The following is a 14,362-nucleotide window of genomic DNA, read 5'->3' as shown; positions in this document are numbered from 1 at the left end:
TTTCGGGATTTTCGTTGATGTAAAGGTGGATTACATTGGTCCTCCTTGTTGATCGTCTCCTGTTGCGTTGGAGTTGATGTCTTTTTTCTTTTTAACTTGTTCTACTTTTTCTCCTTGTTTGAATCTGTAAGTTAGAGAAACTGAGAATTGTCTTGGCTGCCATTGCATGTAAGATTCTCTAACACTGTTTGCTGTGTAAGTTGTAGATTGCATCGCTCTGGTGTTGAAGATATCCTGAATATTAAATGCTAAAGTTCCATCTCCTTTCCAAATTGTTTTTGAAGCACCAAAGTTGATAGCATACATATCTTTTCTGTCCTGATAAGCTGTTTTCTGACCTCCTCTATAGAAACCTTGTAATTGGAAACTGAATGTCTTATCAACTTTAATTGTTGAAGAAAGTCTCGCTCTTGTTGAGAAACCTTTACCATTAAAATCAGCAACAGCCTGAATCGGATTTCCATTTTTATCAAAAGTATCATATAATGTACTTCCTTTTGTATTATATCCGAATAAATCTACATTTCCTAAGAATTTCAACCAACTTGTTGCATCCCAGTTAAAGTTAAAATCTAAACCAAAACGATCATCTGTACCTAAGTTGATAGGTTTTGTGTGAGATTCTATACGTTTCGGATCAATAGGAGCTCCAGTATCATCAGTAGCTAAAATATTGTATACCAACATTTTTGTGTCATCGGTCTGATGTCTGTAGTATAAAGTAGGATTTAGCGTAAATTTCTTTTTAGAAATACTGTATCCGAATTCGAAAGAGTCTACATAAGATGGGTTTAGATCAATATTTCCGTCGAAGATATTTTGGTTATCGCTATAATTCGGATTAGGAATCATAAAGAATGATCTTGGGCGGTCTATTCTTCTTGTGTAGTTTAATAAAAGCTGATTGTCTTTCGCAAATTCATAGCTTAAATAAACACTAGGAAATAAATTATTGTAATTTTTAGTGGTTACTACTGCATTTTTTGTAGGATCAAGGCTCAGATAATTAATGTCTACATTCGACAATTCATCTCTTACACCCACCTGATAACCTAATTTTCCGATTTTACTTTTGAATTGTAAATAAAAAGCATTGAACGTTTCTTTATATGTCGCATCATAAGTATATGGCTTAAGGAAGTCTAAAGGCTTTGTTGCTGTGCTTTCACGAACATCATTGCTGTAATCATTTGAATTGATGTCAATTCTGTATCCTGCTTCTAATTTTGAATATTCACCAATTGGTAATTCATAATCAGCTTTAGCAATAACAGATTTATTGATAGTATTTTGATTAATAATATCATTCAAACTATTAATAGTATCATCAATATTAGTATCATTGTATGATCTACTTCTTTGTAAACTTAATGATAATGATAGGTTTTGTCCTTTGTCATCAAATTTATGATCTAGTCCAAAATCACCCTGAAAAGCCAGGTTGTTGTTTGTGCCAAATGTACTTCTGTTTGATGTATAAAATGGATTTGTTAAAGGAGTGTAAGCATAATCAATATTCCCGAAATTTTCACTGTCAAATGTTCTTACTGTACCAGAAGCATTTACCGATGTTCTTTCAGTGATGTCATATACTAAACCAGCGGAAGCATTGTAATTATTGTTTTTACTTTTAGTTTCAGAGTTGGTATTTCTTTTTACCAAATCATCAGCTAACACAGCATTGTTGAAATAATCATCATTTCTGCTGGTATTTTTAGACTCTCTGTAGCCACCGCCACCATTTAGAAACCATGTAAAGTTTCCTTTTCTCCAGTTAAGGTTTGCATTCAAATTGGTTTGAGGAAGATATCCTAACGTTCCGATAACACTTCCGTTGAAACCTGTCTTTTTACTTTTCTTTAAAATAATATTTAAAATACCCGCCGTTCCGGAAGCTTCAAATTTTGAAGAAGGATTGGTAATTACCTCAATTTTTTCGATCTGATCTGCTGGAATACTTTGTAAAGCATTTGCTCCGTCATCAATTCCAAGAAGAGCAGAAGGCTTTCCATTAATAAGGAATTTTACGTTCGAACTTCCTCTCATGGAAACCGTACCATCTGTATCAACAGAAACTGAAGGTACGTTAGAAAGTACATCCTGAAGATTTCCACCTTTACTTACGATATCCTGAGACGGATCATAAGTTCTTTTATCCAGTTCTACTTTATAAGGTTTTGTACTAGGTGCCGTTATCACAACTCCCTGAATATCTCCGGTTTTTAGATTTGTAGCGCTTTTCTCAGGTTCGATAGATAGAGCGCCGATGTTTCCTGCAGCTGTAATTTGTTTGTTTACAACGCTTTTTTGGTAATCGATTGCTTCTACAGTGATGTCATAAGCTCCGGGAGCAAGGTCAAGTTTATATTGCCCTTTTTCGTCGGTAAGTGTAGCATCGCTTAATAATTTATTTGCCTTGTTACCGAATGTAACTGAAGCATAAGGGACAGGCTGATTGTTTTTATTGACAACCGACCCGGAAATACCTACCTTCTCCTGCGCAAAAGCAAATGCTGCTGCTGAAAGTACAAAAGTAAGCCCTAAGGTTTTTTTTGTAAAAATGTTAATGATTTCCGTCTGATTCATAAGGTATTTTTTGTGTAAAATCGTGAAAGATTTCTCTTAATATTACGAAATTGTTAATTGGGTTAATTTCGGAATAGTAAGGTTAATTTATTATTTGTAAATGTATATGTCGCTTAAATAAGCTAAATGTTAATTATTAAATTGTTAAAATAAAGTTAAATTTATTTTCTATTTTATATTTTTAGAATTTAGCCAATCCTGATATGCTTTTGCATTAATTGCATGTTGTTCAGCGCTTGCCGTAAATTTGTGATATCCGAATCTCGCAGGATCTGCACACATAAAAATGTAGTCGTTCTTCTCTGCGTCTAAAACTGCGTCTACAGAATTTTTATCAACCACACAGATCGGTCCCGGAGGAATTCCTTTGTTAGCATAAGTATTATATGGTGACGGTGTCGATAAATGCTTATAGAAAACTCTTTTGATCTGTTCTTTAAAGTTTGTCTGTTTATTAATAGCATAAATTACCGTTGGATCAGACTGAAGCTTCATTCCTTTTCTGTAGCGGTTCAGGTATAATCCGGCAATTGTTCGCATTTCGTCTTTTTTACCTCCTGACTCTTTATAAACAATGGAAGCTAAAGCATATATCTGATCTCTCGTTAAGCCAGATTGTTGCTCTTTTGCTTTTCTCTCGCTGTTCCAGAATTCATTATACTGATCATCAAATTTTTTGAAAAACTCTTTCGGCGTTACTGTCCAGAAAAAGTTGTAGGTATCAATGAAGAAATATTTTTTCAGATCTTCTGCATTATTGTAACCTTTTTCTACTGCAATAGTATTAAGATCATTCACAAATTTTAAAGAATCCAATTCTGTTTTCTTAGAAACTTTACCAATCATTTGATACATGTCTCCAAAATCACCAATTCTAAAGCTGTTTTCACTTTGATTTCCGGCTTTGATCATGTTCACCAAATTAGCATTTCCTAATCCTTTCCGAAAATGATATCTACCAGCTTTGAAATTTTTTTCCAAATCTTTTTCTTTTGCTACGGCTTCGAAAGATTCTTTATTGTCAACATATTTTGCAGCAGAATCTAAGATTTGTTTGAAATTCGCATTGTGAGGAATTAAAACATATCCGTCTTTTTCGATATTGTTACCGTAATATTTTTTATAAAATCTAAATCCAAAAAATCCGCCTACTACAAAAACAAGCAGGATGATGAGAAGAATTGCTTTTTTCATTTAAATGGTGATTAAAAGTTTTGTTTTTAAATAAGATCTACTTTTCCTCTAAAAACCTGTTTTGCGGGACCTTCAAGCCAAATATTCTGGAAAGAATCACCGCTTTTTTCAGCATAAACTTTAAGATTTCCACCTAAAGTTTTAACTTTTACAGAGATTAGATTGTTATTTTGAAGAAAAGTTAAAGCGGAAGCTGTAACTCCTGTTCCGCAACTGTAAGTTTCATCCTCAACGCCTCGTTCATAGGTTCTTACAAAGATTTCATCATCAGAAATTTTTTCCATAAAATTTACATTGATGCCTTTTTCCTGATAATTTTCAGAATTTCTGATGCCGTTTCCTTCTGCAAAAACATTATAATTGACTAAGCCTTCAACATATTTTACATAATGTGGCGACCCCGTATTCATTACTGTATCTTTTCCGTCGTTGGAAATTGTGTTAACATCAGACATTTTTAATTTCACGATTCCGTTGTGGATTTCGGCAACATGTTCTCCATCAATGGCTATAAATTTACAGTTACCTTCAAAAATATCAAGAAAAAAAGCAAAAGCAACGGAACAACGAGCCCCGTTTCCGCAGAAACTTTTGGAACCGTCCGAATTATAATAATCAACTTCAAAATCATAACCTTCCGCAATGTTTATTTTGATAAGTCCGTCTGCACCAATACCGAAACGGCGGTCGCAAAGCTTTTGTATATTTTCGATCGAAAGATCATCCCACTCTCCGGAACGATTGTCTATCATTACAAAATCATTTCCTGTACCTTGATATTTGTAAAATTCCATATATTCTAGTCTAATATTTTGTCTAAAGTTTAATTTTTTAACCGCAAAAGAAGCAAAAGATATTTCAGCATTTTATTAATAGTAAACAATAGTTCTCAAAAGAATAAAAAAAAAGGTTTTTTTTAAACTAATGTTTTCTTATCAACAAGTTAATAATGAACTTAAAATATTAATGTGCTCATCTTTTGTTTCTTTTGCGGTTAAAAAAGATTTAAGCTTGTCTAAAATTGAACATGCAAAATTACTATAATTAAAACAAAAAACGAACAGTGTTAGCTGTTCGTTTCCTTATTTATAATCGTTTTATCTAAATCCGCCTCCGCTTCTTGTTGGCTGAGGTGCAGTTTGCTGAGGCTGCGGAGAACTCTGTTGTGGTTGAGGAGAGCTGTTTCTGAATCCGCCACTGTTTGAATTGCTGCTCGAAGAGTTATTCCTGAAACCTCCGCTATTCGAACTATTGATATTGCTTGAAGAATTATTTCTAAATCCGCTACCAGAATTATTGTTCGAATTGTTTCTAAAACCTCCGTTATTATTTTGAGGTCTTGGTGTATTTTGCTGTTGATTATTAAAGCCGTTATTCGGTCTTTGTCCTCCCTGGTTGTTTTGATTATTCGGTCTGAAACCACCATTTGAAGTTCCGTCATTTACACCACCTCTGAAGCCATTATTTGGTCTTGCAGAAGTTGTACCGTTTGATCCTGATCTTCTTTCAAGATAAACTTTTCTTCTGGAATTATTGTAATTCTGATAGTAGTAAGGAAGACCGTTATCATAATAATAAGTGTAATCGTTTCTATAATAATATCCGTCGTTACCATAATATCCACCATTTCCGTAGTATCCTTGAGGAGCATAATAATATCCGTTATCATAGTAAGGATCTCCATATCCGCTTGAATAAGGATCTGAATAAACCATACAAGATGTTAAACTGCTCATAACGATAATACTGAACGCTATTTTAAATAAATTTTTCATGACTTTATTGTACTTTTTTTTCTTTATAACTTTTTTTCCAAATGACGTATCCTTGAATCGCCATTATAGTAAATACCAAATATTGAACCGAAGTGATCCCGAGTCCCTTATAAATCATCATCGGCATGCAAATAAAATCCCCAATGATCCAGAAAATCCAGTTCTCAATGCGTCTTTTTGCCATAAACCACATTCCGACCAAAAATATTGAAGTTGTTACCACATCAAGCCAATTTCCCCAATCAAGATGGTATAAACCAAGGCTTGCTCCTTCCATCGAAAATTTATTATCAATATAAGGTTTGTAGTAATAAATTATTGTGACCAGAATTAAACTTAATATAAAAAGTAAAATTCCATAGACCCATTCTTTTTTTGAAGCCCAGGTTACTTCTACGTGAATATTATCTTTCGAATTTTTTGCCCAAAGAATCCATCCGTAAATACTCATCACTGTATAATAAATATTAATCATACAATCTCCGAGCAATCCGAAGTTGAAAAGAATGTAAACATAAATTAAAGTTGAAATAATTCCCGTAGGATAAACCCAGATATTTTTTTTAATCGAAAAGTAAACACTTAGAATTCCGAAGACCGTAGCAAACGATTCCAGAAAAATTTGTAGTGTAGTGTAGCTTTCGTACGGTTTTACGAAAAGATCGTATAAATTCATGCGATCAAAAATAAACAAAAAATCAGATACTAGAAAATCATTTAAATACTATGGAAATCAGGATTTTAAATTTTTTATTTAAAATAAATGTTGAAAGTTTATTTAATAAACGTTAAGGTTTCTAAATTTTTTATATTTTCGTAAATCTTTAATAAATAATAAAATATGTCTAAAATTTGGGTTAAAAAACCAATGAGCGCCTATGAAGCTGATATCAAAAAGAGCCAGCTGAAACGCGTTCTAGGAAAATGGAGCCTTACTGCTATTGGGATCGGAGCTATTATTGGCGGAGGGATCTTTGTACTTACAGGAACGGGAGCTTACTATAATGCAGGACCTGCATTGGCTCTTTCTTTCGTGATTGCTGGGATCGCTTGTGTATTTGCAGCTTTGTGTTATGCAGAGTTTGCTTCTATTCTTCCGGTTGAAGGTTCTGCTTATGCTTATGCGTACGGAACGGTAGGAGAAATTTTCGCTTGGATCATCGGATGGGGATTGATTTTGGAATATGCGATGGGATCTATGACGGTCGCCGTTTCCTGGTCGGGATATTTCGGAAAACTCCTCAAAATGTTTGGTTTGCACCTTCCAGATTATCTTACAACAGACCCACAAACATATATTGCAGCCGGAAATTCTGGTTTTTCCATGAATTTGCCTGCATTTTTTATAGTTTTATTTGTAATTTCAATCTTATTGAGAGGAACAAAAGGAGCTGCAAAAGCAAATAACTTCATTGTAATGCTTAAAGTTTCTGCGATTATCTTTGTAATCATTGCAGGTGCTTTCTTCATTAACCCTGAAAACTGGCATCCTTTTATTCCTGAAGCTACTGTTATTACAGAAAACGGGGTTTCTCACTCGGCTTATGGATTTGGAGGTGTCGTAGCCGGTGCGTCCGCAATTTTCTTTGCTTATGTAGGTTTTGATGCTGTTTCCACACAAGCTGGTGAAGCCATCAATCCTAAAAAAGATGTTCCTTTTGCGATCATCTCTTCATTGATTATCTGTACACTTTTATATATTTTGGTATCACTTGTTCTTACAGGAATGATGCATTATACAGACTTCAATCCACTTGGAAAATATCCTGATGCAATTAAAGCTCCTGTAGCTTACGCATTCGATATTGCAGGTCAGGCTTGGGCTGGGTATATCATTACAATTGCTGCAACAGTTGGTTTGATTTCAGTATTGATGGTAATGATCATGGGACAGTCAAGAATTTTCTTAGGAATGTCAAAAGACGGATTGATTCCTGCTACATTCTCAAAAGTAAATCCTGAAACAGGAGTTCCTTCAAAAAACCTTCTTATTTTAGGGATTGTAATCTCTGTAATTGCTTCATTAACACCAATCAACGATCTTGCTCACATGACAAGTTTCGGAACGCTATTCGCATTTACAATGGTTTGTGTGGCTGTTTGGGTATTGAGAGTAAGAGAACCTAATTTACAAAGAAACTTCAAAGTTCCTGCATTGCCTGTAGTTGCTTGTTGTGGTATTGCAATTAATGTTTATCTGATTATCAACTTGAGTAAAGAAGCTCAAATATATTCTTTGGCTTGGTTGGCAATCGGATTTGTGATCTACTTCCTTTATAGTAAGAAAAACTCAAAACTTCAGAACGGAGGTTATGGTGAAACTTTCAAAGCAGAACAGGAACCTTTAGAAAAACCAGATTTAGATTAAAATTTAATAAATAAATCAAATAAAATCCACAGAATTCTGTGGATTTTTTATTTTTGTTACTATGAAAAAACTATTACCATTTTTATTTTCATTTTTAGGAATATTTATGTTTTCTCAAAAAATTGAAAGTTTGGAAACAATATTCAATGATAAAATAAGCATTCGTGCTTTAGAAATCTACGATAACAAAGTCTGGTACAGCGGAACGGATTCTAAGTTTGGATTTGTTGATGTAAAAGACACTAAAAATCAGAAGCAGATAAAATTATCTGAAAAGCAACTGCAGTTCCGAACTTTGGCTCAGGATAAAAATGCTTTTTATACTGTTAATATCGAAAGTCCAGCGGAATTTTTCAGAATAGATAAAAAAGATTTTAAAGTAATTGGTATTTATACAGATACTTTAAAGACAGCTTTTTATGATACATTTGTTTTCGCTAATGAAGAAATGGGATTAGCTTTAAGTGATCCGGATAAAGATCAAAATATGAAATTGGGAATGGTACTTATTCCAGCACAACAGATTTATGACTTTAATCAAACAAGTACAAAAGATAAAAATAATTTTATAAAATTTAATAAGGGAGAAGCAGCTTTTGCTGCAAGTAATACAAATATTGCTACATATAAAACTAAGTTTTGGGTGGCGACAGGAGGAAAGGCATCAAGAATTATAAAAGGTGATTTTGCATCTTTAGAATCACATATTTATAACACGCCTTTCGTTCAGGGAGAATCCTCGCAAGGTATTTATTCTATAGATTTTTATGAAGATAAATTCGGGATTGCAGTTGGCGGAGATTACACAAAACAGGAAGCAAACATCAACAATATTGCTACTACAAATGACGGCGGTGAAACTTGGCAGATTCAGGCTTCGGGAAAAAATGCGGGATATACGACATGTGTAAAAATAAAACCAAATTCAAAAGGAAAAGAAATGATTTCTGTTGGAGACAAACATATCAGTTATTCCTCAGATTTTGGGAAAACATGGAAGAAAATTTCGGATGAAAAAAATCTTTATGTTTGTGAATGGGTAGATCAAAATACCGTTATTTTTGCAGGCAAAGACCGAATTTTAAAAATGAAAATTAATTAATCAGTTTTAAATTAAAAATAAAACTGTTTCTAAGAAAAAATTATGCTGAACATCATCAATCAACTTTTTGAAATAGAGAAAAAATCAAACGATCAGAATCTTTCTATTTTTGAAAGAAATTTTGAAAGAATTAATTATGAACTGGAAGAAATGGGATTTGTTATTAATAATCCGATCGGGAAAATTTACGATTCTAGAGATACTTCTATCGATGCAAATGTTGTAGGGAATTCTTCAAAACCTTTGATCACAAAAGTACTGAAGCCTGTGATTTTTCAAAAAGACGGAAACGAATTGGTATTGTTGCAAAAAGGCATCGTAATAGCTGAATAACACATGGGAAATATAAATTTTGGAATTGATCTCGGGACAACAAATTCAGGGATCTGCAAATTTGTCGACGGAAAAGTTGTGGTGTACAAAAATCCTGTTGGATTCAGCGATACGCTTCCTTCGATTGTGGCTTACAGAAAAGGCAGGATTTTCATTGGTGAAAAAGCAAGAGAGCTTTTAAAGTCTGGAAATCGCGATGTTTTTGCTTCATTTAAAAGAAAAATGGGGACGGAACATCTTTATCAAATCTCAGAAATTAATGAAGAGAAAACGCCTGTAGAATTTTCGTCAATGATTCTGAAAGAGCTTTTAAGTTTTATTCCCGATGAAAAACCACAGTCGATTGTAATTACGATTCCTGCCTCGTTTGATACGGTTCAGTCTAATGCAACAAAAAAAGCGGGACTTTCTGCAGGTTTTCAACAGGTTGTATTGCTTCAGGAGCCTATTGCAGCGTGTCTTGCTTATGCAAACTTCCAGAATATTGAGCATACGGAAGAAAAAAATTGGTTGGTTTATGATTTTGGAGGAGGGACTTTCGATGTTGCTTTGGTGAAAATCAATGAAAGAGAATTGAAGATTATCGATCATGAAGGAAACAATTTTTTGGGTGGAGTAGATCTTGATCATTTAATGATAGAAAAATTATTTATCCCGAAAATTGAGGAAGTTTTAAATGAAGAATCCTTGTTTAAAAAGCTGATGTCGAAACAGGATAATAATTACACAAAACTATATTATGAACTTCTCTACAAAGCCGAAGAAATTAAAAAAGAACTTTCCATAAAAGAAACGGTTATTTCGGAATTGGAACTGAATGATGGAGATCATTATATCGATTTTGAAATTTCAAGAAACGATTTTAATGAAGTAATTGCTGAAAAGATTGAAGAAACAGGAGTTTTCATTAAAAAATTGCTTGAAGAAAATCAAAAAACTGCAAAAGATATCGAGCGAATCATTTTGGTTGGAGGAACGACTTATATTCCTTACATCAGAGAATATCTGAAAGAAACTTTCGGAATTCTGACGGACAATTCTATTGATCCGACAACGGCAGTTATGGTTGGTGCAGCTTATTTTGCAGGAACAAAAGAAGAAACGGTAGAGATAAAAGAAGAGCAACAGGAAACTCTCCAAAATCATCAGAATCAAAATAAGATCGATGTAAAGTTGATTTACGAGATCAATACCCAGGACGATGAAGAGCTTTTGGTTGGGGTTGTAGAAAACTTTGAAGGATATTTCAGAATTATAAGAAAAGACGGTGGTTTTGATACGGGTTTAATGAATTTCAGAAATAAATTTTCAGAGTTCATTAAAGTTTTGCCAAAGCAGGCGAATAATTTTACGCTGACAATTTTTGATCATAATCAAAATCAGGTTTTTGAGAAAAATAATATTTTCATCAATCACGGAATTTATAATATTTCCGGACAGCCTTTGCCGAATGATATTTGTCTCGAGGTTGATGATGCTTTCGGAGGAACTTTTCTTGAAAAGATCTTCAAGAAAAACGATATTTTACCTTTGAGCAAAACGATTTATAAAACGACTTCCAAAAATTTTAATAAAGAAGCTGATGATAAATTGATTATCAATATTTTGGAGGGAAAATCGGGAACTTTGCCTGCAAGCAATATGAGCATTGGATACATCGAGGTCAATAGTAAAGACATGCCAATCAATCTGTTAAAAGGAATGGATATTGAGCTTAAATTCAATATGAGCGAATCGAGGGATTTGTCTGTTTCTGTGTATATCAGTTCCATTGATTTTGAGAAAAAGGAAATTTTTAATCCTCATACAAAGCGCATTAATAAAGATAAATTTCAGGAAGATATTGATAAGGTAATTGATGAAATCGAATATGAATTAAGCTTTGTTGAAAATATTGATGATTCCAATGAAGAGGATTTTAAAGTGTTGGTAAAATTTAAAAATATTAAAGATGAACTTTTCAGGATAAAGTTTGATTTAATCGAAGTCGAAGAAGATGAATCTACGGAAAGAATTTTTCAGCTTGATGAGCGAAAAAGAAGAATGCTTCAGGAATACGATAAATTAGTCCGTTTCCGCGATGTGATCTATGAAATTGATGAATATAAAGAAAATAAAAGTAATTTGGAAAATATGCTGGATGAAGCCACACAAAGGCAGAAAGACCAGTTTTATAAGATCATAAAAGATGAAAAGATCTTTTTGGAATCCAATGAAAAAGCAATCATCAAAAGAAAATCTCAGGAACTTCAAAGATTGAATGCTGAAATTTATTTTAAACGTGACGAAGCATACCTAAATCTTTATTATCACTATAAATTCAGAAATCCGGAAGATTATAAGGATCAGAAAAAAGTTCAGAAGCTTATAGAAACGGGAGATAAAGCGGTAGAAAATAAAAATTATCAGGAACTGAAGTTTGTGGTTTCAAGTATGTATGACCAATTGAAAGTGAAGCCTAAAAGTCTGTTTGATGATCAGGATGGAAATTTAGGATTGAAATAATGTAAAAGCACTCGAAAAGGAGTGCTTTATCTGTATTTTTGAAATTCTTTTCTTAAAATAAAAGCCAACATAAAAGTTAATGGAATACCTAAAATAGGTTTTGTTATACATAATAATACTGTGCCGACAAAAATTGCAATAAAGACTCCGATTACCAAAGTATACAATTGCAGCTGTATCAGTTTATGACCAAATTTTTTAAGTTTCCCCAAATAAAGGTGATCTATTTCTCTGAACAATGTTTCATAGCGTCTGTTCATTCTGTTATTAATAATGAAAAAAACGATAATTTCTACTGCGATAGCAATTAGAAATGCATATTTATTTACGCTAAGCAAAACTGCAAAAATCATGAAAATTATAGCATAATAACCAATTGTTGTAATCCATTCTGAAGTAGTCGCTTCATTTTTTTTACTTTCAAGAAATCTTGAATTAATGGTTGCTTGCTGAAGAAATCTTTGAGCCATTGCCCTTGAATCGAATGTATTTTCTTTACTTGCCCAATCTGCGCCGATTCTCGAGTTCTTTTTAAGTATTCTTCTCAATTCTTCCGTATTAGCATCAAAATGTCCAAGAGCAACTAAGATTTTTCCTAAAAATACTCTGAAGAAAATGTCAATATTTTGATGTTCAGAAACATCATTGTTGATATCTAAAATTTCATTATGGAAATAAGAAGAATCAATATCGGATTGCAAAGCATAAAAATGTGGATTTATTCCATGTTTATATTGAGCAAGAAGATAATTGTAATGATTCGGTTCGGGAATGACAGATCTTACCAGTTTATTTTTTTGAGTGATCTGATCGATGAGAAATTCTTTGGTTAAAGGACTGATGACAGGAAAATAGTTTTTATAAAAAATCCTCAAATTTTCCCAGCTATTATTTTTAATATTAACCTGTATATATCTTTTAATATGTTCTTCACAAAATGTTCGGAACTCAGGCGTTATTTGCATGATGTTCGGGAAAATCCTATTGTGTGAAGAATTTATCTTAAAATCTTCATTTTTAAATATTTTTAAAAGATTTTCATCCTGAAAAAGAACATTGAATTTGTTACCGTTTTCTTTAAAAAAAGACATTAAGTTTTCGATATCATTTAATGAAAATTCCGGATCAATTTTTTGATGGGCTTTTAGTATTTTTTCAGCTTTGATGAGATCAGAAGAATTTTCCCCGTCAAAATTTGGCAGAGATTCTTTTATGACGTCCAGTAATTGCAGATTGATCATTTATTCTTGTTTAAAAAGATTCTTACCCCGATAATGATAAGCGGAGCAATAATTCCTGACGGAAATTTCCCTTCCGAGGCGGAATCAAAAACATAGGCAAGCCCAAATCCTACAACTAACATCAAAGGAAAACCAACGATCATCGTAATTAATAAGGTTGCAGAAATTTTTCCTAAAGTATCCGTCAAATTTTTATGATCAAAAAGACTGAAATAATATTTAAAATTCCTGTACGCCAAATATATAGCAACCAAATTTACTACGCCATAAAACATAAGTGCTTCGCGATCAATCGAAATCACAAAGAAAAAACTAAGAATGTAAACTCCGAAAATAACAATTGAAAGAAACAAAATAAGTCCCGGATTTTGATCTTTAGCGAAAAAAGCAGCAATATGATAGGCAAGATTGCTCAATATCCCTTTTTTCTGATTTTTCCAGTCTTCTGCAATTGCCTGGTTTTTTCTGATGACATTTTTTGTGAGATCATTTGAGGCATTAAAATGAAAAATAGCGGTAAGGATTTCTCCAAGAACAACTTTATTGTCTATCGATGTTTTTTGGTGTTCGGCAACAACATTATTGATTGTTAAAATATCACGATCAAACTCAAAATTATCAACTAAAGACTGAAGATAATAGAATTTTTTATCAACGGCAAAAGGATAATTTTTCTTTAAATAAGTAAGATTGTTATTCTTTATAATTCCTTCAATGATAAGATCGTTTTTGTCGTGAAGCAAAACAGTATAAAAATCGAGACTTTCTGCGCTGAAAAATTGGGCATAAAAATGTTGAAAATAAATAAGATTCTGCCACTGATTATTTCGAACGCTTACAGAAATAAATTCCTTCAGAAAAGGAATGAAAACTTCCCGGAATTCTTCAATTTCACTTTCTGAAATATTTCTTAGGTCGGGTTTATTCTTTAAGTTTTCAGGATATTTGTCGTTGTAAATACTTTTGATAACAGAAAGGTTCAGAATATTGTCAAAATTCTGTTCCTGATTTTTTATATATTCTAAAAATTCTTCAATTTCGTTGATAGTAAAAGTGTTGTTCAGTTTACTTTCGGCTTTCAACAGCTTTTCAGCTTTAATTATGTCCTGCGGATTTTGCGGATCGAAATTTTGAATATTTTCGTCTACAAATTCTTTTAGACTGAAGTTGATCATGATCTTAATGTTTTTGCAAAATAAAAGAAATTAATAAACATTTTCAGAGAAAACACCGTATTTTTATTTTAAAACTGTTTAAA

11 protein-coding genes are annotated in these 14,362 nt (G+C 32.7%); 4 read left to right on the top strand and 7 right to left on the bottom strand.

The annotated features are described in order from the left end of the window. Positions 1-30: 30 nt before the first annotated feature. The 5 genes from ABD940_RS08100 to pnuC all read right to left on the bottom strand — a co-directional run bounded on the left by ABD940_RS08100 (position 31) and on the right by pnuC (position 6,231). On the bottom strand, positions 31-2,586 hold the full coding sequence (locus ABD940_RS08100; protein WP_345202119.1) for a TonB-dependent receptor domain-containing protein: 2,556 nt from the start codon (positions 2,584-2,586) through the stop codon (positions 31-33). 168 nt (positions 2,587-2,754) lie between these two features. Then, positions 2,755-3,780: an endolytic transglycosylase MltG gene (gene mltG / locus ABD940_RS08095; RefSeq protein WP_345202116.1), complete on the bottom strand. Its 1,026-nt coding sequence runs from the start codon at positions 3,778-3,780 to the stop codon at positions 2,755-2,757. A 26-nt stretch (positions 3,781-3,806) separates the two neighbouring features. Further along, entirely contained in the window at positions 3,807-4,574 is a 768-nt protein-coding gene (dapF, locus tag ABD940_RS08090; protein WP_345202113.1) for a diaminopimelate epimerase, read from the bottom strand. A gap of 303 nt (positions 4,575-4,877) precedes the next feature. Next, entirely contained in the window at positions 4,878-5,555 is a 678-nt protein-coding gene (locus tag ABD940_RS08085) for a hypothetical protein (RefSeq protein ID WP_345202110.1), read from the bottom strand. Between the two features lie 4 nt (positions 5,556-5,559). Further along, positions 5,560-6,231: a nicotinamide riboside transporter PnuC gene (gene pnuC, locus ABD940_RS08080; protein WP_345202104.1), complete on the bottom strand. Its 672-nt coding sequence runs from the start codon at positions 6,229-6,231 to the stop codon at positions 5,560-5,562. A gap of 165 nt (positions 6,232-6,396) precedes the next feature. Between pnuC and ABD940_RS08075 the strand changes: the two genes are divergently transcribed. From ABD940_RS08075 to ABD940_RS08060, 4 genes are all read left to right on the top strand, one after another. Then, positions 6,397-7,923 carry an APC family permease gene (locus ABD940_RS08075; RefSeq protein ID WP_345202101.1) on the top strand — a complete coding sequence of 509 codons (1,527 nt, stop codon included), beginning with the start codon at positions 6,397-6,399 and terminating at the stop codon, positions 7,921-7,923. A 130-nt stretch (positions 7,924-8,053) separates the two neighbouring features. Further along, positions 8,054-9,025, top strand: coding sequence for a WD40/YVTN/BNR-like repeat-containing protein (locus tag ABD940_RS08070; RefSeq protein WP_345202098.1), 972 nt, complete (start codon positions 8,054-8,056; stop codon positions 9,023-9,025). A 42-nt stretch (positions 9,026-9,067) separates the two neighbouring features. Then, entirely contained in the window at positions 9,068-9,358 is a 291-nt protein-coding gene (locus ABD940_RS08065; protein WP_345202096.1) for a hypothetical protein, read from the top strand. A gap of 3 nt (positions 9,359-9,361) precedes the next feature. After that, on the top strand, positions 9,362-11,863 hold the full coding sequence (locus ABD940_RS08060; RefSeq protein ID WP_345202093.1) for an Hsp70 family protein: 2,502 nt from the start codon (positions 9,362-9,364) through the stop codon (positions 11,861-11,863). Between the two features lie 26 nt (positions 11,864-11,889). On the opposite strand, the gene ABD940_RS08055 is transcribed toward ABD940_RS08060, so the two are convergent. After that, entirely contained in the window at positions 11,890-13,104 is a 1,215-nt protein-coding gene (locus ABD940_RS08055; RefSeq protein ID WP_345202091.1) for a hypothetical protein, read from the bottom strand. Further along, on the bottom strand, positions 13,101-14,279 hold the full coding sequence (locus ABD940_RS08050; protein ID WP_345202088.1) for a hypothetical protein: 1,179 nt from the start codon (positions 14,277-14,279) through the stop codon (positions 13,101-13,103). The genes ABD940_RS08055 and ABD940_RS08050 overlap by 4 nt, the downstream gene beginning before the upstream one ends. Positions 14,280-14,362 lie beyond the last annotated feature (83 nt).

This window comes from Chryseobacterium ginsengisoli, from assembly GCF_039542325.1.
In the GTDB taxonomy this organism is placed as follows: Bacteria; Bacteroidota; Bacteroidia; order Flavobacteriales; family Weeksellaceae; genus Chryseobacterium; species Chryseobacterium ginsengisoli.
This window is presented reverse-complemented; position numbering and strand designations above follow the sequence as displayed.